The 21,178-nt window shown below is 55.2% G+C and carries 19 protein-coding genes; 12 read left to right on the plus strand and 7 right to left on the minus strand.

The window, feature by feature from the left end; genetic code table 11:
• The first annotated feature begins 1 nt into the window (after position 1).
• Together U738_RS04620 and U738_RS04625 are read left to right on the plus strand one after the other, a co-directional pair.
• Positions 2 to 1,378 carry an HlyD family type I secretion periplasmic adaptor subunit gene (locus U738_RS04620; RefSeq protein ID WP_035577789.1) on the plus strand — a complete coding sequence of 459 codons (1,377 nt, stop codon included), beginning with the start codon at positions 2 to 4 and terminating at the stop codon, positions 1,376 to 1,378.
• On the plus strand, positions 1,378 to 2,847 hold the full coding sequence (locus U738_RS04625) for a TolC family outer membrane protein (protein ID WP_231896733.1): 1,470 nt from the start codon (positions 1,378 to 1,380) through the stop codon (positions 2,845 to 2,847). The genes U738_RS04620 and U738_RS04625 overlap by 1 nt, the downstream gene beginning before the upstream one ends.
• Here U738_RS04625 and U738_RS04630 read toward each other — a convergent pair whose 3' ends face one another.
• Both U738_RS04630 and U738_RS04635 read right to left on the minus strand, forming a co-directional pair.
• The gene (locus U738_RS04630) at positions 2,848 to 3,438 is read right to left on the minus strand and encodes a FlgO family outer membrane protein (RefSeq protein ID WP_035577793.1); all 591 of its coding nucleotides are present in this window, start codon (positions 3,436 to 3,438) and stop codon (positions 2,848 to 2,850) included. It abuts the gene before it with no gap.
• A gap of 4 nt (positions 3,439 to 3,442) precedes the next feature.
• Entirely contained in the window at positions 3,443 to 4,108 is a 666-nt protein-coding gene (locus tag U738_RS04635; protein WP_440870507.1) for a hypothetical protein, read from the minus strand.
• 229 nt (positions 4,109 to 4,337) lie between these two features.
• Between U738_RS04635 and U738_RS04640 the strand changes: the two genes are divergently transcribed.
• The 3 genes from U738_RS04640 (at position 4,338) to U738_RS04650 (ending at position 8,124) form a co-directional block, all read left to right on the plus strand.
• Positions 4,338 to 5,357 (plus strand): OmpA family protein, encoded by a 1,020-nt coding sequence (locus U738_RS04640; RefSeq protein ID WP_035577796.1) that lies wholly within the window; start codon positions 4,338 to 4,340, stop codon positions 5,355 to 5,357.
• A 565-nt stretch (positions 5,358 to 5,922) separates the two neighbouring features.
• Entirely contained in the window at positions 5,923 to 6,885 is a 963-nt protein-coding gene (locus U738_RS04645; RefSeq protein WP_035577799.1) for an HAD-IIB family hydrolase, read from the plus strand.
• Between the two features lie 18 nt (positions 6,886 to 6,903).
• Entirely contained in the window at positions 6,904 to 8,124 is a 1,221-nt protein-coding gene (locus U738_RS04650) for a glycosyl transferase (RefSeq protein WP_035577802.1), read from the plus strand.
• Positions 8,125 to 8,273: 149 nt separating this feature from the next.
• On the opposite strand, the gene U738_RS04655 is transcribed toward U738_RS04650, so the two are convergent.
• Together U738_RS04655 and U738_RS04660 are read right to left on the minus strand one after the other, a co-directional pair.
• Complete coding sequence (locus tag U738_RS04655) at positions 8,274 to 9,893, minus strand: methyl-accepting chemotaxis protein (protein ID WP_035577805.1); 1,620 nt, start codon at positions 9,891 to 9,893, stop codon at positions 8,274 to 8,276.
• Between the two features lie 149 nt (positions 9,894 to 10,042).
• On the minus strand, positions 10,043 to 11,659 hold the full coding sequence (locus tag U738_RS04660; protein ID WP_035577808.1) for a methyl-accepting chemotaxis protein: 1,617 nt from the start codon (positions 11,657 to 11,659) through the stop codon (positions 10,043 to 10,045).
• 229 nt (positions 11,660 to 11,888) lie between these two features.
• Between U738_RS04660 and U738_RS04665 the strand changes: the two genes are divergently transcribed.
• The 7 genes from U738_RS04665 to U738_RS04695 all read left to right on the plus strand — a co-directional run bounded on the left by U738_RS04665 (position 11,889) and on the right by U738_RS04695 (position 17,543).
• Positions 11,889 to 12,755 (plus strand): MBL fold metallo-hydrolase, encoded by an 867-nt coding sequence (locus tag U738_RS04665; protein WP_035577809.1) that lies wholly within the window; start codon positions 11,889 to 11,891, stop codon positions 12,753 to 12,755.
• 29 nt (positions 12,756 to 12,784) lie between these two features.
• On the plus strand, positions 12,785 to 13,252 hold the full coding sequence (locus U738_RS04670) for a YeeE/YedE family protein (RefSeq protein ID WP_035577811.1): 468 nt from the start codon (positions 12,785 to 12,787) through the stop codon (positions 13,250 to 13,252).
• A 35-nt stretch (positions 13,253 to 13,287) separates the two neighbouring features.
• Positions 13,288 to 13,692: a DUF6691 family protein gene (locus U738_RS04675; RefSeq protein ID WP_027959643.1), complete on the plus strand. Its 405-nt coding sequence runs from the start codon at positions 13,288 to 13,290 to the stop codon at positions 13,690 to 13,692.
• Positions 13,693 to 13,819: 127 nt separating this feature from the next.
• Positions 13,820 to 14,521: a response regulator gene (locus U738_RS04680; RefSeq protein WP_035577814.1), complete on the plus strand. Its 702-nt coding sequence runs from the start codon at positions 13,820 to 13,822 to the stop codon at positions 14,519 to 14,521.
• Positions 14,518 to 15,837: an ATP-binding protein gene (locus U738_RS04685; RefSeq protein ID WP_035577816.1), complete on the plus strand. Its 1,320-nt coding sequence runs from the start codon at positions 14,518 to 14,520 to the stop codon at positions 15,835 to 15,837. The genes U738_RS04680 and U738_RS04685 overlap by 4 nt, the downstream gene beginning before the upstream one ends.
• A 27-nt stretch (positions 15,838 to 15,864) precedes the next feature.
• Positions 15,865 to 16,530 carry a c-type cytochrome gene (locus U738_RS04690; RefSeq protein ID WP_035577818.1) on the plus strand — a complete coding sequence of 222 codons (666 nt, stop codon included), beginning with the start codon at positions 15,865 to 15,867 and terminating at the stop codon, positions 16,528 to 16,530.
• Complete coding sequence (locus tag U738_RS04695) at positions 16,527 to 17,543, plus strand: c-type cytochrome (protein ID WP_035577820.1); 1,017 nt, start codon at positions 16,527 to 16,529, stop codon at positions 17,541 to 17,543. Before U738_RS04690 ends, U738_RS04695 begins: the two co-directional genes overlap by 4 nt.
• A 56-nt stretch (positions 17,544 to 17,599) precedes the next feature.
• Here the strand turns inward: U738_RS04695 and dsbG are convergent, their stop codons facing one another.
• From dsbG to U738_RS04710, 3 genes are all read right to left on the minus strand, one after another.
• Entirely contained in the window at positions 17,600 to 18,379 is a 780-nt protein-coding gene (gene dsbG, locus U738_RS04700) for a thiol:disulfide interchange protein DsbG (protein WP_035577821.1), read from the minus strand.
• An 80-nt stretch (positions 18,380 to 18,459) separates the two neighbouring features.
• Positions 18,460 to 19,275 carry a TlpA disulfide reductase family protein gene (locus U738_RS04705; RefSeq protein WP_035577823.1) on the minus strand — a complete coding sequence of 272 codons (816 nt, stop codon included), beginning with the start codon at positions 19,273 to 19,275 and terminating at the stop codon, positions 18,460 to 18,462.
• A gap of 134 nt (positions 19,276 to 19,409) precedes the next feature.
• A complete protein-coding gene (locus U738_RS04710) occupies positions 19,410 to 21,176 on the minus strand; it encodes a sugar phosphorylase (RefSeq protein WP_035577825.1) in 1,767 nt (588 codons plus the stop codon).
• Positions 21,177 to 21,178: the final 2 nt, after the last annotated feature.

Raw genomic sequence — 21,178 nt, forward strand, 5'->3', positions numbered from 1 at the left:
CATGAGCGACGAGAAACGTAACCCTCCCACCTCCGAGATCGATATCACCCCCAATCGCCCTTTGACAATTGACGGCGAGGCCTGCGAATCACTACCCATCAGTGATAAAGGCTACCGTAAGCTGGGCTTTGCGATTCTCATCTTTGCCTTGGGCGGCTTTGTTCTATGGGCCGCCACCGCTTCCCTAGCGATTGCGGTTGTTGCGCCGGGCAGTGTCTCGATCGAGTCATTCAAGCGCACCGTGCAGCACTTGGAAGGCGGTATTGTTGAGCAGTTGCTGGTCGAAGATGGTGACCAAGTTGCGGTAGGAGACACCTTAATAGTGTTGAGTGATACTCAAGCCAGCTCTCAACTAGCCATTGCCCGTTCCCAATATTTGATTAATCGAGCCATGGAAGCCCGCCTGCTCGCCGAGCAGCAAGGGGCGGAGGCCATGGTAATACCTGACGATCTTCAAGACACTGATAACATGCGTGTTCAGCAAGTGGTTGCTGTACAGCAGAGTCTATTTACCGCACGTCGCCAGTCGCTTAAAAGCACTTTAGAAGCATTGGATGAGCAGATTGTGCAAATGCGTGAACAGATTGTCGGCTTGGAGCAGCGGATTAGCGTTAACACCAGCCGTAACAGCTCATTAAATACCGAGGCAGGTGCCTTTCGTTCCCTTTATCGGGAGGGCTTAGGAGATAGCCAGCGCTTGCGTGAATTAGAGCGGCAGGTGCTTCAGTACGAAGGCGATAACGCCGAGTTTCGCGCTAATATCGCCCAGTTGCGATCACAAATAAGCGAAAATCGTATGCAGCGCGAGATTCAGCAGCAAGAGTTTCAGAAAGAGGTTGGCGAGCAGTTGCGCGAAGCGCAAGCACAAATTGCTGAGGCAGAAGAGCGCATTATTTCACTGAGTGATCAGGTAGAGCGAGCCATCGTTACGGCTCCTGTCTCGGGGATTGTGGTGGGCCGCCAAATTCATACCGTCGGTGCTGTTATCCGTGCGGGCGATACCATTATGGATATCGTGCCCTCTAATGACGGTTTTGTAGTAGAAGCCCGCATCCCAACGCGCGATATCGACAATATTCATATTGGTCAGTTTGCTGAAATTCGCTTTAGCGCTTTCAATCAACGGCTAACCGATGTGATTGATGGTGAGGTCATTCACGTGAGTGCGGACAGCTTTGAAGATGAAGCTACAGGGCAACATTATTACCGTACCCGAATACGTGTAACAGAACAGGGTTACACGCAAATGAATGAACAGATGCAACTGCTTTCAGGTATGCCCGCAGAAGTGATGCTTCGTACCGGTGAGAGAACATTCGCAAGCTATATTGCCAAACCAATTACCGACATGCTGGCGCGGGCCCTGCGGGAGGACTAATGCCAAAAATATCTCTCGATACAATAACGGTAAGCGCCATGCAGTGGAGGTCGCTACGCCTAGCGGCTATTGTGATTGCGTTGAGTATTTTATCTCCGTCGATTTATGCGCAACAGGAATTACGAGCGGGCAATGCCCCCGCAGCAGAGCTGGCGGCGCTTGAATCACATTCCACATTTCCTGTGGCCCTGCCATCCTTGCCAGAACTATTTGCCCGTGCACTTGAAAATGATGCCGACCTTTTGCGTCAACGTTACGAATTAGAGGCCACGCGTGAAGAAATTCCTATGGCGCGTTCACAGTTGATGCCCCAAGTCAGCGCTACCGGTTCGTACTTATGGCAAGACTCGACCAATATTCAAACTTCGCCCGATGACTTTGGTCTCGATCAACGTGCTCAGCGGCCTGGGGAAATTGATGAAACCTTGTGGCAGCTACAATTGCAGCAGCCCCTATTTAGCTTAGAACGCTGGCGGGGTGTTGGCGTTGCCAATGCCCAGGTCAGCGCCGCTGTCTTACAGCTAGCGGTAGTCGAGCGCGATCTAGCGCTCCAGGTCAGTGAAGCCTATGTGCAAGCTTATCTAGCCTCCCTGCGTCTCGGCTTACTAGAAACGCAGCAGACTTCACTAGATTTGCAAGTTCGCCAAGCTCAGCGAGCATTTGATCTTGGTATTGGTGACCGGATAAATTTACTGGAAGCGCAGTCACGCTTAGATCAAGCAATATCAGACGCCGTTCAAGCAGAAAATGAACTGGATAATGCTCTCAGCACTCTAGAGCGTTTAACCGGCACGCTGCCCGAGTTCCATGGCCTAGCCGTTGGCGAGCTAACTGACATTACATTGCAAAGTGAATGGGGAGAGCAGGAGGACTGGGTAATGCAAGCCGGGCGGAACCTGAATGTTTTGTTGGCGGGTCAAGAGCTGCGCATTGCAGAAGAAAATGCTAATGTTCGTCGGGCGGGCTATTACCCAGAGATTAATTTAAATTTGAGCTATTCAGATCGACAAAGCGATGACCAGCTACGTGAAAGCGAGGACTACCGCGCCAGTATTGAAGTGAGCATGCCCATCTATCGTGGCGGCTATACGACCGCAAGCGTTAGGCAGGGGGAAAATCGCATCGACGCTAATAAAGCTGCGTTTGATAATCAGCGTAATCTTGCGATGCAGGAAGTGCGTCAACGGTTACGCTCACTCAAAGGGCATGTGCGTCGAATTGAAGCCGTCAAGCAGGCTATTGCTTCAAGCCAATTGTTTCTAAACGCCGCCGAGCGCGGAGAGCAGTTTGGCCTACGCGATTTAGTAGATGTGCTTGATGCCCGCGCTAGCCTCTATGATCAACGCATTCAATATGTTGACGTCATTGGTGAATACGCACTAGATAGCTTAGCGCTACAGTCAGCGGTAGGTGAGCTAGAGAGTAATGATCTAGTGGCAACCATGTCGTTACTCTCTTCTATACAATAATCACCAACCCCCCTGGCCCTCTAACAAACTGCGGGTGTTGTTATTGAGCGGTAAGCGGAAATCGGCGCTGCCGAGCACCATGGCATCCCCTGCCCGCACCACCCGAGCACTCACATAGACGTAGTCTTGGCCTTGCGCGTAGGTGCCCATCAATATTGATCGGGCGTTGTGTTGGGCGGTTAAGCGCTGAACTTGCCGTGAAAGAATTAGCTCGCCCACGCTCTCTTCAATAAACATGCTGTCGCGCATTTTAACTTCGCGCACCTGCATGCCCTGGCGGGATAGCGCTGAGGCCATAATTTCTGAGCTCATACGCCCCAGCGTGGAGGATTGGCTTAAATTATCGATGCTGACAAAGGTAGCGGCAATCATGGGACTATAGCGCGTTAGCTCTGGATTGCTGGCAACCATCTGCTCGGCAGCAGTATGAACCAATTCCGAAAGATCGGGTTCCGGTTCGGCGGGCATGTTGTTAGCATTGCCCAGCGCACCGCAGCCAGCCATTAACAGTAGCGTCATGCCAATGGTCACCGCTCGGGTGGTATGGCTAATAGAGCGAGTGCGCCGTGTAGCGAAAAGTGTCATCAGCATGAAATTACCACGTATCAGTAAGCGGAACGGAAGGGGTGGTAGGTGCCTGGGGCACGCGGTTTGGCGCATATTGACGACGATCACCGGCATTAATGTAGTAAATGTTGGACGAAGAGTAGAGAATTCGCTCGCCGTCGATAATCTGCGTGGTCACGATGATCTCTTCGTTGCCCGTATTCGTCCAGCTACCGCTGGTGGTATCGGCGAGCATACCCGCGGGGATTAACCCCAGTGCAGGTTCGGCCCACTGGTTATACGGAATGGTGGCTACAGCGATGCCCGCGGTGAGGGCGGTAAAAGCACCGACGGGGGGGCGTATAAAGCCGCGATCGCGGTGTTCGACGACCTCGACATTAAACGTGATGTTGGCGCTGTTCGCAGTGGGAACGGTGGTGAGGTTGGCACCTCTGGACACCAGTTCGCTGGTCAGTAGGGCGCGAAAGCCGCGGCCAAATTCGCCGCCGCTATAAGCATGCAGTGCTTCACTGTCGGGTTCGCTGATGTGTAAATCGCGATTGCGAACACGCTCACGCTTCAAAATGCTGGTAGCTTCGTGGCGGGCCAGTACATCCCAGTGATGGGCGGCCTGCATACGCTGCTGTTCGCTATAGGGATAAGTGGTGGCAATCGGCGCTTGGGAGGTATTGGCATAAAAGCAGCCGCTGAGCATTAAGCTTGCCAGCCCCAAACTGACAGGGCGTATAAAATAGGGCAATGGAGATAATCTGGGACGGGTGCGCACCTGCGGGTTCCTTTTTTGCTACAAAACGGCTTTTGATAGACTGTTAGCCATGCGTAATATGGCATCTTAGTTTGCCATGCCTAATTCGACTCACCTAATTTGACTCACTTAGCTAGATCGGCCACGAGGTTAAAAACTTGAATGAGCGATGATAATAATGCTTGAAGATCACCGCAGCGGTCCGCGCCATGATTCGCTAATGTCGGCTTACCATGAAAGCGATAGCGGTAGCGGATGGATGATTAGTTACCTCGATATTATGACGCTGCTGGTAGCGCTATTTGTGGTCATTATCGCTGCCGCTGGGCCGGTAATTCCTCAGTGGAACCAGGAGGATACTCAGAAAGATAGCGCGAGCGAATACGCCTACACATCAGTACCCGCTTTGGAAGTCCCCCTGCCCGAGTCGTTGGCCCAGGTAAGCGATGAGCGTGCCAGCGTTGCTCGGTGGCACGGGGCAGGGTTAAGCCCTGTGGCCGTTAGTGCGGCACTCGGCGTGGCTGGGCTGCCCAAGTTAACGGATTTCCCGCGGCGTAGAACAAGCTTCGGTGTTCCGCCGCTTTTGGCAGCGCCACCGCCCCTCGCCGAACCTGCGATCACTCTGCCAAAGCTGCTGATGCCCGCGGGCAGCGATGATTTTACATCGCCCTTAGCTGACTACATGGTGGTGTTGACTGATCGCCCTCCGGTGAATGTGCAAGCAGTGAGTGATGAGTCGGTCTCGGGGGCACTTGCGCTAAACCAGGCGCTTTCAGAACGCGTAGAAGAGTCTACCTACCTGCCCGACCTTGAGGGGGTTGAAGTCTCCCGGGTGGCCGAGGGGATTAGTCTTCGCGTGCAGGACCAACTGCTGTTTCCTTCAGCAACGGCTGAGCTAACCACTGACGGATCGTCACTAGTGGGCAGTTTATTGGAAACTATTCAGCGCTATGAAGGCGAAGTATGGGTTGAGGGGCACTCGGATAGCCAGACCATTAGCACTGATGAGTTCTCGTCTAACTGGGCATTGTCTAGCGCTCGAGCCATTGCCATTGTGGAAGCACTTGAAGCCGCCGGAGTAGATGCTGAGCGGCTACGCGCCGTAGGCCTGGCGGCCACAAAACCATTGGAAAGCAATGCCACAGCGGAAGGGCGTGCGCGTAACCGGCGGGTTGAGGTGGTTATTCACGTCGAGTAACGGTTAATGTAGACGCTATTCGAAGGGAGGGCGTCATAACACTAGAAGCCCAGTGGTCTGGAGCTAAATCGACCTCCAGCCGACGCACCCCTCTATGACAGTGGCCCATAAAAAAAGCCCGCCGGGGGAAGGGCGGGCATTAAAGGGCTTGGCTCACTGCAGCCCACTGGTATCAGGTGAGGGGTGTACAAGACCACCAGTGGGTACAATTTCAGTATAGCTATTTATGCGTCGTTGCCAAGCACTGTGACACTTTTTTATAACTTTATTTTCATCTTAGTTAGTTCTAATGCGCCTTTTTTGATAGGAAACAGCACTAAAGCGCACCGATCTGTTTCATGCACTTTTTTGGTGCGCTTTGTTTGCCTCTTTTTGGTGCTAACAGATATTCCGATTTATTTATTCCGTAAGACGTTCTGTAACCCTCTGCTGAGTCGGAACTTCTCTGTTTTGGCTTATAAATTGCTATGTTCTTGATAGCCAATTAATAGCTGGTCATCGCTCACATCAGGTGTTCTAGACATAATGCCTAAATAATGCGTTAAGGCCGAAAAGAGGTAGTGCCATGCCTGAATCCGCTCGTCTCTCCGCATCAACGCCTTCGGCAGCGTCAATCTCTTCGATTGATCCCGCTCTGCAGCCTCGGCTAGTAGTGACCGATCTCGATGGGTCGCTGCTCGACCATCACAGTTATGACTTCAGCCCTGCGGCCCCCTGGCTTGCCCGTTTAAAGCAGATGGGGGTGCCGGTCATTCCGGTGACCAGTAAAACCCGCGCCGAACTGATTCCCCTGCGCGAAGCCCTAGGCCTTACAGCAACGCCGTTTATTGCTGAAAATGGAGCAGTGATTGGTTTGCCGCCAGGCTGGTGCCATGCGCGCTTAGACCGTCCAGGAAGTGGCCGCGATGGCGTTGTTATCAAGCATCCTGGTGTGGATGTTGGCTTTATTCGTGCCCGATTGAAGGTATGGCGCGAACGTCTGGATATTCGTTTCACTCGCATGGGGGAGTTGAGTGTACCTGAGGTGATGGAGCTTACTGGGCTTGACGCAGTTCGCGCCCGCGATGCAAGACAGCGGGAAGGCAGTGAGCCGCTGCTGTGGCAGGACTCCGAAGCAGCTTTGGAGGCATTTCGCGCCGCTTTAGAAGGGGATGGGCTACAGCTGACTCAAGGCGGGCGCTTTTGGCATGTCATGGGGCTCTCCGCCGATAAGGGTAATGCCGTCGAGTGGCTGGTTAAGCGCTTTACGGCGTTAAGAGGTCGAACGCCTCTTTCACTAGGGTTAGGAGACGGGCCGAACGATATCACTATGCTCGAAGCAGTCGATCAAGCCGTCGTGATCCGAGGTTGCCACGATTTAGCTGTAGAGCCCCGCAACGCTTCGCTCTATCGCACCGAGGCAACAGGGCCGACCGGCTGGGCCGAGGGGGTGGACTACTGGTGGGGGCGAGACGACCGCCGTTTAGCGACGGCGGAGAAAGATGCGGCTGTGTTCTTGGAATCTTGTTCTTTGAGTACAGTTCTTTGAATTCAGGGAGGTAAGTGCATGAGTGACTTTCATCAAAACGGAATTATTACCGACTTTCACAATCTTACCCGGCGCTCGGTAGAAGCGCTTGAACAAGAGCTGTGCCAGTTTGCTCGACGACGCCCCATGGGGCTGATTCTGCCGTCGCTGTTTTCGGAGCTGGAAGGGCCTGCACTGTCGGCGATTGTCGATGAGTTGGTTAAAGTCCCGTATCTCAATGAAATTGTCATCGGCCTGGACCGCGCCGATCGGGAGCAGTTTTTGTACGCTCGCGATTTCTTCTCTCGCCTTCCCCTGCATACGCGCATTTTATGGAACGATGGCCCACGGCTGCGCGCCCTGGACGCAGAGTTGGAAGAGCACGGGCTAGGCTCGCTGGAGCCCGGCAAGGGGCGCAACGTATGGTACTGCGCCGGTTATATGTTGTCGTCTGGGCGTTCGAAGGTAGTGGGGTTGCACGACTGCGATATTCTGACCTACGAGCGGGGGCTACTGGCACGCTTAATGTATCCGGTTGCCCACCCCAATTTTAACTACAGTTTCTGCAAAGGCTATTACCCGCGCATTGCCGAGGGCAAACTGAACGGTCGCGTCTCTCGACTGTTAGTCACGCCGTTACTGCGGGCGCTGAAAACCGTCTGTGGGCCAATGCCTTATCTCGATTACCTGGATAGCTTTCGTTATCCGTTGTCGGGAGAGTTTGCGATGCGTAGCGAAGTGCTTGAAGGAATCCGTATGCCAGCGGACTGGGGGTTGGAGATTGGCGTATTGTCGGAGTTGCAGCGTAATTACTCTCTGCGCCAGCTTTGCCAGGTCGATATTGCCGATGCCTACGACCACAAGCATCAACCGGTTAGCGAAGAGGACCCCAACGGCGGCTTAAACCGCATGAGCCTGGATATCTCAAAAGCGCTCTACCGTAAACTAGCCACCCAGGGCATTACCTTTAGCAGCGAAGATTTCCGCACCCTTAAAGCCACCTATTACCGCTTTGCGCTGGATTTGATTGAAGCCTACGATCACGATGCCACCATGAACGGGCTGAGCCTTGACCGCCACAGTGAAGAGCAGGCAGTAGAGCTGTTTGCCAGCAACCTACTCGAAGCCGGCAATCTGTTTATGGATAACCCGCGAGAGCGCCCCTTTATTCCTAGTTGGAACCGGGTGCAGGCCGCAGTGCCGGATCTGCTCACGCGGATGCACGAGGCGGTAGAACTGGATAACCAGGGTAAGGTTTAACGGCCCAGGTGTTTAAGTCATCATTTCTTAAAAACCGTTCATCCATTAAAAAGGCCAGCTACCTTAAGGTAGCTGGCCTTGTACTTAGAGCAGTCTTTTAGCGTTCGGTTTTTTAGCCCATGATTTTCAATACTTAGCTTTCGCTAGTGCTAAAAATCACTGTGTTGATGAGCCGCCCGCTTGGCAGAAGAGGCGGCGGGTAAGCTTGCCTGTGCATGCCCCGCGCTCTTCTGGTTAATGCGGAAGTGTGCGACCAGTTGGCGCAGCTGATCGCTGAGCTGTGCAAGCGCCTGGGTGGCGTGGTTGCTCTCTTGTACCAGGCTGGAATTTTGCTGGGTCATTTGATCCATTTGGGTTACCGCCTGGTTGACCTGCTCAATACCGCTGCTCTGCTCAATGGTGGCCGCAGAAATCTCCTGAACCAGTGTGCTGAGCTGCTTGATGTCATCGACCATGCTATTGATCACATCGCCGGTATCACGCACTTGACGGCTGCCTTCCATCACTTTGCTATCCGACGCTTCGATCAAGGTTTTGATCTCTTGGGCGGCAGCCGCCGAACGGCTGGCGAGTTGGCGAACCTCATTGGCGACAACAGCAAAGCCGCGCCCTTGTTCACCGGCGCGTGCAGCTTCCACCGAGGCGTTAAGCGCTAAAATATTGGTTTGAAAGGCAATGCCATCAATGGTGTTAACGATACTGCTCATCTGGGTGGCGCTTTCGTTAATCGTCGCCATGGTGGTAATCACCGTGGACATAGAGTCACTGCCGCGCTGGGCGCTGTCCGCAGTGCGGGTAGCAAGCGTACGCGCATGATCGGCGTGTTCGGCATTTTGCTTAACCGTGGCGGTGAGCTGCTCCATGCTGGAGGCTGTTTCGGCCAATGAAGCAGCCTGCTCTTCGGTACGCGTGGATAGTTCTTCGTTTACCCCGACGATCTGCTCTACGCCGCTGTTGACCTGATTGGCGCCGTGGTGAATATCGCCAATGGTATTGGCCAGGGTTTCGCGCATGCGGTTGATATCGAACAGTAAGCTCTGCTGATCCTTCGGCGAAAGCTGGGTGGTTTGGGTCAAGTCACCGTCAGCAATATGGCGTACTACGCTGGCTGCATAACGTGGGTCGCCCCCCAACCTGCGCGCGACATCACGAATAACCCAGCCCATCAGCAGCGTTACCGGAAGGCCAATGATCAGCAGTATGATGACCGAACGAATCAAACCGGCAATAAAGGCTTCATTAATATCGTCGACATAAACGCCCGCCGCGAGTGACCACTGCCACTCCGGAAGGTAGGCAACATAACTGATTTTCGGTACCTGCTCATCGCCAGTGATACGGCGGGAATAGTAGTCAACGTGCCCGCCACCGGCCTGAGCTGCCTCTCGAAAAGCGGCGTAGAGATCCATCCCGCTGGCATCCTGGTAGGCGCTCATATCTTCACCGCGGGGACGGTTGGGGTGGGAAACAATTCTCAGGTCGTCATCAAAGGAGAAAATATACTCACCGCCGCCAAAGCTGACGCTGGACATATTATCGATGGCGCGCTGCTGAGCTTCTTCAAGGCTAAGCTCACCGGCGGCTACCCGTTCTTGCAGGGCTTCAAGCTGGCCATGCACGCTTTCCACTACGTATTGGATGCTGTCGCGGCGTTCGTTCTCAATCGTCTGGCGATTCTCCAGAGCCAACCAGCCTACTAGCAGCAGCATGGCAACCCAGATAATGCCCAGTGTTCCCCAGAGTTTCTGTGTCGTCGTTAAGCGTGTCATGTTTATCCTAGCCGATGTAAGTAAGCAACGTAGTTTTCTATCGGCTTAGGGCGCTAATACCTTAGCGAAATTTAAAGCAAATGCTGCCGCGGCAATTTCGCTTGCCGCGGCAGCATAGCTCTATAGCGTTTCGCTAGTGATAACAGGCACTAAAAATCACTATGCTGATGGGTTGCCCGAGGTGCCGGAGAGGAGGCGGGCAAGTTAGCCTGAACATGGTCCGCGTTCTGGTTAATGCGGAAGTGGGCGACCAGTTGGCGCAGCTGGGCACTGAGCTGTGCAAGCGCTTGGGTGGCGTGGTTACTCTCTTGCACCAGGCTGGCATTTTGCTGGGTCATTTGATCCATTTGCGTTACTGCTAGGTTGACCTGCTCAATGCCGCTGCTCTGCTCCGTGGTGGCGGCAGAAATTTCCTGAACGATTGTGCTGAGCTGTTTGATGTCATCAACCATGCCATTGATCACATCGCCGGTGTCACGCACTTGGCGGCTGCCTTCCACCACTTTGCTATCCGACGCTTCGATCAAGGTTTTGATCTCTTGCGCAGCGGAGGCCGAACGGCTGGCTAGTTGGCGAACTTCATTGGCAACGACGGCAAAGCCGCGCCCTTGCTCGCCTGCGCGTGCCGCTTCCACCGAGGCGTTCAGTGCCAAGATATTGGTTTGGAAGGCGATGCCGTCAATGGTGTTAACGATGCTGCTCATTTGGGTGGCGCTTTCGTTAATCGTCGCCATAGTGGTGATCACCGTCGACATAGAGTCACTGCCGCGCTGTGCGCTGTCGGCCGCTCGGGTGGCAAGCGTACGCGCATGATCCGTGTGTTCGGCATTTTGCTTAACCGTGGCGGTAAGCTGTTCCATGCTAGAGGCCGTTTCAGCCAACGAAGCCGCCTGCTGTTCGGTACGTGTGGAAAGCTCTTCGTTAACGCCCACAATTTGCTCTACACCACTATTCACCTGATCTGCCCCTTGGTGAATGTCGCCAATGGTTGCGGCCAGGGTTTCACGCATACGATTGATATTAAAAAGTAAGCTCTGCTGATCCTTCGCCGAAAGCTGCGTGGTTTGGGTCAAATCTCCGTCAGCAATATGGCGTACAACGCTGGCTGCATAGCGTGGGTCGCCCCCCAGTCTGCGTGCGACATCACGAATAACCCAGCCCATTAGCAGCGTTACCGGTAGGCCAATGATCAGCAGTATCACGATCGAGCGAATCAAACCGTCAATAAAGGCAGCGTTAATATCATCGACATAAACGCCTGTCGCCAGTGACCAACCCCACTCGGGAAGGTGCGCGACGTAACTGGTTTTCGGCAGCTGCTCATCGCCACCCGCGCGGGTGGAGTAGTAGTTAACGTGACCACCGCCTGCTTGGGCAACTCGTAGTAATTCCGGATAGAGCGCCATGCCGCTGGCGTCTAGATAGTCGGTCATATCTGTGCCGGCTTCGCGGCTGGGGTGAGAAATGACGAGCAAGTCATCGTTGAAAGAGAAAATATACTCGCCAGCCCCAAAGCTAACGGTGGACATATTATCGATGGCCCGCTGTTGCGCTTCTTCCAGGCTTAGCTCACCGGCGGCGACCCGCTCTTGCAGGGCTTCAATTTGGCTTTGCACGCTTTCTACCACGTACTGAATGCTGTCGCGGCGTTCATTCTCGATTGTCTGGCGGTTCTCCCAGGCCAGCCAGCCAACCAGGAGCAGCATGGCAACCCAGATAATACCCAGCGTTCCCCAGAGTTTTTGTGTGGTTGTTAAGTGAGTCATGTTCTTCCTAGTTGTTGTAATGAGGTAAGGAACCCGTTCCCTATTCGTTCACTATCGGCCTAAACAGGACAGACCTTAGCGAAATATTTGGTGGAGGTGCTTTTTGCATCAACGCTATATTGCGGATAGTAGCACCTTTTTATTCTAAAATGATCTAAATATAGAACGAAAAATGAACTATGCTGTCCCTACAGTATGAGAAAGACATTTCCACCCATGGGAGGCAGCGATGCAACGCCCAATCGTTACGCACTTTTTTGATGAGCCCACGAACACTTTTAGCTATGTCGTTCAAGATCCCGATAGCCGTGCCTGCGCAATTATAGATTCGGTACTCGACTTTGATTATGCCGCTGGGCATACGGACGTGCGATCCGCTGACAACATCATCGCCTTTATTCGCGAACACGATCTCGATGTTGTCTGGATTTTGGAGACCCATGTGCATGCCGACCACCTCTCGGCTGCGCCATACCTGCATGAGCAGTTAGGCGGTAAAACCGGCATTGGCGCCAACATAGTGAAGGTGCAGGAGATATTCGGTAAGGCGTTCAATGCGGGCAGTGAGTTCGCTCGGGATGGCAGCCAATTTGATGCGCTGTTTGAAGAAGGCGATACGTTCACGATTGGCCAAATACAAGGCCGTGTGCTGCATACCCCAGGGCATACGCCTGCTTGTTTAACCTACGTAATGGGCGATGCCGCTTTTGTAGGCGATACGCTGTTTATGCCGGATTATGGTACCGCGCGGTGTGACTTTCCCGGTGGTGATGCGCGCACCTTGTATCACTCTATTCAAAAAGTGCTGGCGCTTCCCGAGCAGACGCGGCTGTTCTTATGCCACGACTATAAAGCCCCCGGCCGCGATACCTTTGAGCATGAAACCAGCGTTGCGGAACAGCGCAGTGAGAATGTCCATGTTCATGAAGGTGTCAGCGAAGACGAGTTCGTGAAGATGCGCACAGAGCGCGACGCCACCTTAGGCATGCCGAAGCTCATTATTCCCTCTGTGCAGGTCAATATGCGTGCGGGGGAGCTGCCTCCGGCGGAAGAGAACGGCACCGTCTATCTCAAAGTGCCGATTAATTTTTTCTAACGGTTTAAGTGCGAGTTGAGGAGTGACCAGTGGATTGGACAGCAGGCTTACAAGGGCTGGTTGGGGGTGTGTTGATCGGGCTTTCCGCTACCTGGCTGATGGCAACGCTGGGGCGTATCGCGGGTATCAGTGGCATCGTGGGCAACTTGATAACCCAACGCCCTAAGGGCGATAGCGCTTGGCGAGTGGCTTTTCTGTTAGGGCTGATTAGCGGCCCGCTTTTGCTTATGGCGTTTGGTGGTGGTTTGGGCAACGTTGCCGGTAGTCCTGGCGAGGTGATTGGCGCACCGGTGGGAGGCGTAGGGTTAATGCTAGTGGCTGGGCTGTTAGTGGGCGTAGGCACGGGGCTGGGCAGTGGCTGTACCAGCGGCCATGGCGTATGCGGGCTGGCGCGCTTGGCGCCACGCTCGATGGCGGCCACCGGTATGTTTTTAGTGACGGGGCTAGTGACCGTTTATATCTCGCGCCACTTGCTAGGTTTAGGTGGCGTTCAATGAATAGTTCAATGAGTCAGTCAAACAAGAGCAGTTGGATGAAAACGGCGGCAGGCTATGCGGCGGGACTACTTTTCGGCATCGGTTTGGCTGTTTCAGGTATGACCGACCCCGCGCGAGTAGTGGGGTTTCTAGACGTAGCGGGTGCCTGGGATCCAACGCTGATGTTCGTATTGGGTGGGGCCGTCGTCACCACCTTTATCGGCTATCGGCTGGTATTCAAGCGTACTGCTCCACTGTTGGGTGGCGTCTTTCAGTTACCGACCAAACGAGAGTTAGACGCAAAGTTGTTAGGGGGCGCGGCCCTGTTTGGCATTGGCTGGGGACTTTCCGGCTACTGCCCAGGGCCAGCGATAGCCTCCATCGGCGGTCTTTCCTTACCGCTATTGGCCATGCTGGTGACCATGGTGTTGGGGTGGTTTGCTGCTAAGCGTCTCGCCTAGCCATTCGTCCTTATTCGGCGATTGCCATGCCCACGCTCTTGCCTTCACAGCAAGGGCGTTTTTATTTGTCTTAACGCTGGGTTAATACCCATCAGCCATGCTGATGGGTAATAAATAGGAAACCGCTATGCACGTCTTGTTGATTGAAGATGACCCGCTGGTTGCTTCGGGTATTCGCGCTGGATTAATGACCTACGATTTTGTGGTCGATCACGTCTCCACGGTGAACGCCGCCCGTCAGGCGATGCGAACGGTGGCCAGTGATGTGGTCATTCTTGATCGCGGATTGCCCGATGGCGATGGTCTTCAATTGCTGGCCGAATGGCGTGAGCAGGGCAACGACGTTCCCGTGCTGGTGTTAACCGCCAGGGATGCGGTGCGTGACCGGGTGGATGGACTGCAGGGCGGCGCTGACGACTATTTGGTAAAACCCTTCGATTTAGATGAGCTGGTAGCGCGTTTGCACGCCTTGTTACGCCGAGTAGCAGGGCGCAGCAGCGGTCTGATTGCCCACGGCGCCCTCTGCTTAGATCCAACGGCTAGGGAGGTCTACGTCGATGAACAGCTGATTATGCTGTCTCGCCGGGAACTGGTGCTGCTTGAAACCTTCCTGCAATCGCCACGCAGCGTCCTTTCCGCCGACCAGCTCAAAGATAGCCTTTACGGTATGAACGACGATGTGGAGAGCAATGCGCTGAATGTGCATATCCACCACCTGCGCCGCAAGCTGGGTAGCGGCGTGATCGAGACAGTGCGAGGACTTGGCTATCGGTTGGGCAAACCCGAATCGGTACATGCGGCTGGTACGCCCTACAAGGGGCAGTTATGAGTTTACGTGCGCGCTTGCTGCTGACTCTGGGATTAACGCTGGCACTGCTCTGGGGGGTGGCAGCGGCGTGGCTGATGCGCGACCTGGAAGAGAAGTTTGTAGACACCCTGGATCAGCGCTTAGCGCAGTCGGCAAGAATGGTGGCCGGGTTAGTCCTGCAGCTGCCGTTTGACGTATGGGAAGACGCCGAGCACCCGGTGCTGTCTATTCCACCCATTGAGGGGCTGGCCTGCCAAGTGCACTCGCCCCAAGGTGAGATCATGGCGCGTACCCATGCCGATATGGACGCTATTCTCGCCCCGGGAGAGGGCGGCCACACTTATCGTCAGGCAGGCGACGTGACTTGGCGGGTGTTTACCTACGAGCGCGCTGGCATCGTGATTACCACCGCTGACCGTATGGATGAGCGCGATATGCTGCTCAGCGGCGTTATACGCATGACCGTGGTGCCCTTTATCGTAGCGCTGGTAGGCAGCATGTTTGCGCTCTGGCTGGGGGTTTGGCGTGGCTTAGCACCGCTAACACGGCTGCGCGAATCGCTGGCCAATCGCCACCCTGATGCGCTGGCCCCGGTCGCTACCTACGGCTTACCCAAAGAGATACGGCCGCTGATTGAGACCCTCAATGCCCTCTTGGCGCGCGTACAGCAAACCATTATCCGCGAGCAGCGCTTTACCAACGATGCCGCCCACGAACTGCGCACACCGCTTACTGCAATCAAAACCCACCTGCAAGTGGCCCGTCGGGTCGAAGGGCAGGCTGCAATAACATCGCTCAACTATGCTGAAGAAGGTGTGGTGCGGTTGAGCTCAACCCTTGACCAGCTGCTCACGTTGGCCCGCGTAGAGGGGCGTGTGCGCTTTGACGATGGCGAGGCTAGCCGCGTTGCGGACGTGGCCGAGCACGCCCTGGCGGATAGCCAACACGACAAATCAGCGCGATTTATAGTCCCGCCCCACTGGCCTGATGTCGCCCTTGCGATGCCCCGCGAACTGGCCATCACCGCGCTGCGTAATTTGCTCGATAACGCTATTAGCCATGGGCCCGCCGATGCCGAAGTTACCTTTAATGCGCAGTGGGGGCCAGGGGAGCGTCACCTTACCTTTAGCGTTAGCGACCAAGGCCCAGGTGTTGATGGCGCGACGCTTGAACAATTAACGCAACGATTTTGGCGCGCCAGTAAACAGCAGGGCAGTGGGCTGGGGCTAGCCATTGTGGCCGCTATCGCCGAACGCTTCGGTGGCGAAGTGACGTTTTCCAGCCCAGCAGAAGGTGGTTTTACCGCCTGCCTGGTGGTGCCAGTGGCGGGTAGCTAACAACGATAATGCAAGGGAGGAACCGAGATGAATAAAAAATGCTTAAGCAGGTTTGGCCTGCTGATGGGGATTGGCTTAGCCGCTGGAGGTGCACTGGCGCAGCAGGGTGACGCAGAGCGAGGCCAGGCAGCAGCGGCTACCTGCACAGCCTGTCACCAGGCCGATGGCAGCGGTATGAATGTGCCCAATGGTGAGTCATGGCCGCGCTTAGCTGGGCTGAATGCCGACTATATCGCCAAGCAGTTACACGACTTTAAAGCCGGGCAGCGTCAAAATGCGACCATGGTGACATTTGCCAATATGCTCGATGACCAGCAAATAGCCGATGTAGCCGAATACTATAGCCAAATGCCGCTAACGCCGGGGCAAGGCGGCGATGAGGCCGACGAAGCTCTGCTGGCGCGTGGTCAACAGCTTGCCGAACGTGGCGATTGGAACGCCTATATTGTTTCCTGCCAAAGCTGCCACGGGCCTGGTGGTACGGGCGTTGGCAGTACCTTCCCAGGTGTCGCCAGCCAGCATGCTGGCTATATCAGCGCTCAGTTGACGGCGTGGAAAAACGAGACACGCAGCAACGACCCGCAGAATCTCATGGGGGCCATTGCCAAACGCATGAGCGATAACGACATTCAGGCGGTGTCTGCCTGGTATGCCACGCAACCCGGTTCAGAAGAGCAGGAGACAGCACAATGATTACCTGTCGTCGCCCCCTCGTTATAGCACTGACCGGCTGCTCGCTTGCGTTCGGTGCCCTTTATGCAGCCACGGTTTTTGCCCAGCCAGAAGAGCGCCCAGATGCCGCGCTGAATATGCTTGTCCACGAGCCCCCCACCATGGAAGACCTTGAGAATTCCGAACTTCATCCGGAGCTGAAAAAAGTCATCCGCTACGGGCACGATCTATTCACCAATACGCAGCAGTTGCGTGGAGAGAACGTGTTCAATGACATGAACTGCTCAAGCTGTCATTTGGGTGAAGGGCGGGTGCCGTTCAGCGCGCCGGTGTGGGCGGCGGCCATCACGCTGCCGGACTTCCGGGGTAAAAACCAGCATGTAAATAACCTGGAAGAGCGTATCGCAGGCTGCTTTGCTTACTCCATGAACGGCGTGCCACCGGAGTATGGCAGCGATGAAATGCTGGCGCTAAGCGCCTACCATCAGTGGCTGGCCACCGGTGCGCCGATGTATCCAGACAAACCGATCTATGGGCGTGGCTTCCCCGCGCCGGATGAGCCAACTGAAGAGCCCGACTACGCTAGAGGCGAAGCGGCTTACCAGGAAAACTGTTCGGTATGTCATCAGGAAGATGGCTCGGGTCACTATGAAAACGGCGAATACGTATTTCCAGCCCCCTGGGGCGACGGCTCTAATAATTGGGGGGCGGGAATCGCACGAGTAGAAACCATGGCGGGCTTTATTTACCAAAACATGCCGCTTGGTCAGCCGCGGTCGCTCAGCGCTCAAGACACCTGGGATATTGCTTACTTCATAAGCAGCCAAGAGCGCCCCCAAGACCCCCGCTACACGGGCGATGTCGCCGAGACAGCCGAGCGCTTCGGCCCGACCTTCCATAACCGCTCACTGTACGGGCAAACCCGCGAACACGACGGCCACGTACTCGGTGACCACGACAACTTCGGGGAGAAGGGCGACATTAAACCCTGGAACGTCGGCATGCCGCGGTTTGAAAACCTTTCCGAGGAGTAAGCTAGGGAGACGAATGTAGCATTGAGGAGGCCGCTTTAGCGGCCTCCTGCAACCCTCTATGGCGCTTCGCTGCCCATCATGTCGATCAGCCGCTCATCACTGGGCATGCCCTGAATGCGGTCAAGGCGTACGCTGCCATTCTCTGTTTCACGCTGAAAAACCGAGGTGGGCGTGGCATACAGCCCTAACTCCTCGAACAGCTGGTTATTGGCATACACCTGCTCTTCAATTTCCCTTGGTTGGGCGCTGGCTTCGATTTCTTGCTGGCCACTTTCATGGGCATGCAGCGTCGCTGCCGGGTCATCGGCTCCGAGTATGGCGGCTGCTTTTCCAGGGCTGTCGGGCGCTAAGATACCTACCATAATATGACGTAGCTGCACTTCACCTGCTTCCACCCAGGGGCGAACGTCTTGCCACATTTGACGGCAGTAGGGGCAGTTGGCATCTGTAAAGGTGTAAATCACCCGGGGAGCATCAACGTCGCCATCTTGAACCCAGTGGCTTTCGCTTAATAGTTGCCAGGTTTGTGCCTCTAGCGGTGCACGTACATGCTCATCCAACTGCGCTTCGGTAAGGTCATTGCCCTCGCTATCCATTAACGTACCCACTACGGCGTGCTCGCCATCTGGCGTCAGATAAATCGCCATGTCCTGGCCCTGCACGCTGGCGCCATAGCCGCGCAACCCGCCGGGGGCATCGAATTGGCCATGAATCTCCAAGCCTTGGTTGGCAAGCGCCTGGATAGGGGCGGGGAGCTCGTCGGCAGCGCTCGCAGAGGTGCCTACCAATCCTGCCAGTAACAAAAAGCCGCTAATGGTGTTTCGGGTTAATTGCATTACAACGTCCTGTTTTAATGATATGGCGTTAAAAAAATGGGGTGAAAAAAGTAGCAGAAGGCGCTTGATAAGAGAGCAGGTCAGCGCAAACGTTCTAACCCACGCCGCAAAGTAGCGCTGGAAAGCTCGCCAAAGTGCGTATTGACTAGGTTTCCATCCGCATCATAAAAAAGCGTGGTTGGCATGGCGTGAGCCCCGGTGGCTTGGCCAACCGCATTGCGGGGGTCAAGCCATATGTTGTCCAGCGAGAAGTCGTGTTCACTCATAAACGCCTCAATATGGGCAGCTGACTCCCCTTGATTCACGAATACGAAGGTGATGTCTGTTTCATTAGTTTGGGCCTGTTCAAAAACCGGCATTTCGCGGATGCACGGCGGGCACCAACTGGCCCATAGGTTTACCACCATAGGTTGTTGGTTTTGTCGCGACATTTGCGGTAGATCGATGGACTCACCTGCGTGGGTAGTCAGCGCGATATCCGGTAACGGGCGAGATTGGTGCTCTATTAGGGTAGCGCTACCCGCAGCCAGCCCCCACACAAGGCCGCCAGCCAATAGTGCGCCAGTCAGCGGAAACCGCTGGTGTGGTGAGCGCCATAAAACCCAACTGGCATACGCAAGGCCGATAACGATACCGCCAACAATATCAAAACCGCCATCGCGAATATCCAGGCGGGAAAGCAGGCCGTCATACTCGCCCCAGTAACGCACCACGAAGACCAGGCGGGCGCCTATAAAAGCGACAAACAGCAGAGTGAATAGCGTATCGCTAACAGACACCCCATGACGGCGCCCCAGCAGCGCACCGGCAAGCAGCGCCAATAAAAAAGCCAAGCCAATCAAGAGCTGGTGGATACTAAAGCCCATTGGGCCCAGGGCAACACTCTGTTGCAACATAAGAAAAAATAACCCCTAGAATAAAGCTGTGCGGGCATTGTCGCAGCACGACATTATTTAGGGATTAGGTGTTTTATACCTGGGGCGATATGTCGCAATTGGCGGTTTTTGAAGCTTTAGGCTTCTCGACGGTATTAACGATCAGCCACTAACCAGCGTACGGCGTAAGGCGGCAGCGAACCTTCGGCGCTCCAGGGGTTAGCAGGATCCAGCGCTTGCCAGGCGTGTTTTTCAAGTGCCTGGGTAACTGCCTCACCCATATTCTCTAAAGGAAGCGGTAGGTCGGTGACGTTATACAGCGCTAGCAGCCGGCGACCATCGTGGAGCGGGCCGCGCTCTACTGCCAACAGTTCCGGTGCTGAGACCACAACCCGTTGAGCGGCATTGGGGTGAAAGCAGGGCTCCTTGCGGCGCTGGTCTAATAGCCGGTTTAAGGCGTGGAAAACATCGTGAGTGGGCGTCGACGGGCTATCGAGTAGGAGGTCAAGCTCGCTGCGCTGCCAGCGCCGACGGTTGATCGAGCGCAGGCGCCCGCTGCGCTCAACGCCTTCCACGTCATTGAGGGTGCCTGTCAGGGTGTGAATATACAGCGCGGGTATGCCCTGCAAACTCAACATAATCGCCTGGCTGCATAGAAAGCGCGCAATCTGCCATGGGTCGGGACCACGGCGGGTGCCGCGCATGGCTTCAAACCAGGTGATATTGATCTCATAGGGCGTATCGCTGCCATCCGGGTTACTGCGCATGCTGACAAAGCCGCCGAATTTGTGCATCAGCTCCAGCAGTGCATCGCGCTCGTGATCGGGCAGCAAGCCTTCCAGTGGGCGCACGCCGATTCCGTCGTGACTGGCGGTAAAGTTGAGGTAGGTGCAGTGGTCAGGCAGGACGGGAAGGCTGGCAAGCCAAGTTTGCAGGGTGCTCGCTTCACCACGGGTGAGGGTATGCAACAGCAGGGGAGGAAGGGCAAATTGATACACCATATGGGCTTCGTCGGGCTCTCCTTCCGCAAGACGATCTAAGCCAAAATAACTGATGTTTTCCTGGTGGGGCACATTGGTTTCGGTAATCAGCAGAGTGCCTGGCGCCACGTGATCCACAATCGCCCGCAGCAGCCGCACCACGGTGTGGGTTTCCGGCAGATGAATGCAGGCGGTACCCAATTTCTTCCACAGAAAGGCCACCGCATCCAGACGCACAATCCGCGTGCCTTGCTCCAGGTAGAACAGCAAAATACCCACGAACTCGAGCAGCACATCCGGGTTTTCAAAGTTTAGATCAAGCTGGTCTTCGGAGAATGTCGCCCACAGATAGCGAGTGCCGCGCCGGGTGGAAATAGGGACTAGCAGTGGGCTGCTGCGTGGTCGCACCACCTGGGAGACATCGGTATCCGGGTCGACCTCGATAAAGTAGTCGCGCCCCGGCAGGCTGCCGCTCAGGTAATCGACAAACCAGAGAGACTCCCTTGAAACGTGGTTGAGCACCAGGTCGGCCATTAAGTGATAATGGCTGGCCAGCTCGCGGATATGCGACCAGTCGCCGAGATCGGTGTTCACTTCCCGATAGTGGATCACCGAAAAACCGTCGTCGCTGCTCCAAGGAAAGAAAGGCAAAACGTGCACGCCGCTGATGCGATCGCCCAGCCGGGCTTGAAGAAAATCGCTAAGCACTGCCAGCGGTGGCTCGCCCTCTTCAATAATCGAGTCCCCATAGCTGATCACCCACTGGTCCTTTTCGCTCCAGGAAGGTGCGTTATTAGCGTTGGCTTCCACGGCGTTGGGTGAAAATGGGGCAAGCGACTGGAAATGTGCCAGGCGCTGGTTTAAACGGCGCTGCACTTCGCCTGCACGGGGCCCGTAAAGGTGGCTGAGATAGGCGTGAACGGTCTGCTCAAAGGGGGGCATGG

This window comes from Halomonas sp. TG39a, from assembly GCF_000744395.1.
GTDB classification, from domain to species: Bacteria; Pseudomonadota; Gammaproteobacteria; order Pseudomonadales; family Halomonadaceae; genus Vreelandella; species Vreelandella ventosae_B.

Bases quoted from the DNA above. Each gene is read 5' to 3' on its own strand.
- U738_RS04620 (WP_035577789.1), top strand. From the start codon at position 2: ATGAGCGACGAGAAACGTAACCCTCCCACCTCCGAGATCGATATCACC.
- U738_RS04625 (WP_231896733.1), top strand. From the start codon at position 1,378: ATGCCAAAAATATCTCTCGATACAATAACGGTAAGCGCCATGCAGTGG.
- U738_RS04630 (WP_035577793.1), bottom strand. From the start codon at position 3,438: ATGCTGATGACACTTTTCGCTACACGGCGCACTCGCTCTATTAGCCAT.
- U738_RS04635 (WP_440870507.1), bottom strand. From the start codon at position 4,108: ATGCTCAGCGGCTGCTTTTATGCCAATACCTCCCAAGCGCCGATTGCC.
- U738_RS04640 (WP_035577796.1), top strand. From the start codon at position 4,338: ATGCTTGAAGATCACCGCAGCGGTCCGCGCCATGATTCGCTAATGTCG.
- U738_RS04645 (WP_035577799.1), top strand. From the start codon at position 5,923: ATGCCTGAATCCGCTCGTCTCTCCGCATCAACGCCTTCGGCAGCGTCA.
- U738_RS04650 (WP_035577802.1), top strand. From the start codon at position 6,904: ATGAGTGACTTTCATCAAAACGGAATTATTACCGACTTTCACAATCTT.
- U738_RS04655 (WP_035577805.1), bottom strand. From the start codon at position 9,893: ATGACACGCTTAACGACGACACAGAAACTCTGGGGAACACTGGGCATT.
- U738_RS04660 (WP_035577808.1), bottom strand. From the start codon at position 11,659: ATGACTCACTTAACAACCACACAAAAACTCTGGGGAACGCTGGGTATT.
- U738_RS04665 (WP_035577809.1), top strand. From the start codon at position 11,889: ATGCAACGCCCAATCGTTACGCACTTTTTTGATGAGCCCACGAACACT.
- U738_RS04675 (WP_027959643.1), top strand. From the start codon at position 13,288: ATGAAAACGGCGGCAGGCTATGCGGCGGGACTACTTTTCGGCATCGGT.
- U738_RS04680 (WP_035577814.1), top strand. From the start codon at position 13,820: ATGCACGTCTTGTTGATTGAAGATGACCCGCTGGTTGCTTCGGGTATT.
- U738_RS04685 (WP_035577816.1), top strand. From the start codon at position 14,518: ATGAGTTTACGTGCGCGCTTGCTGCTGACTCTGGGATTAACGCTGGCA.
- U738_RS04690 (WP_035577818.1), top strand. From the start codon at position 15,865: ATGAATAAAAAATGCTTAAGCAGGTTTGGCCTGCTGATGGGGATTGGC.
- U738_RS04695 (WP_035577820.1), top strand. From the start codon at position 16,527: ATGATTACCTGTCGTCGCCCCCTCGTTATAGCACTGACCGGCTGCTCG.
- dsbG (WP_035577821.1), bottom strand. From the start codon at position 18,379: ATGCAATTAACCCGAAACACCATTAGCGGCTTTTTGTTACTGGCAGGA.
- U738_RS04705 (WP_035577823.1), bottom strand. From the start codon at position 19,275: ATGTTGCAACAGAGTGTTGCCCTGGGCCCAATGGGCTTTAGTATCCAC.
- U738_RS04710 (WP_035577825.1), bottom strand. From the start codon at position 21,176: ATGCCCCCCTTTGAGCAGACCGTTCACGCCTATCTCAGCCACCTTTAC.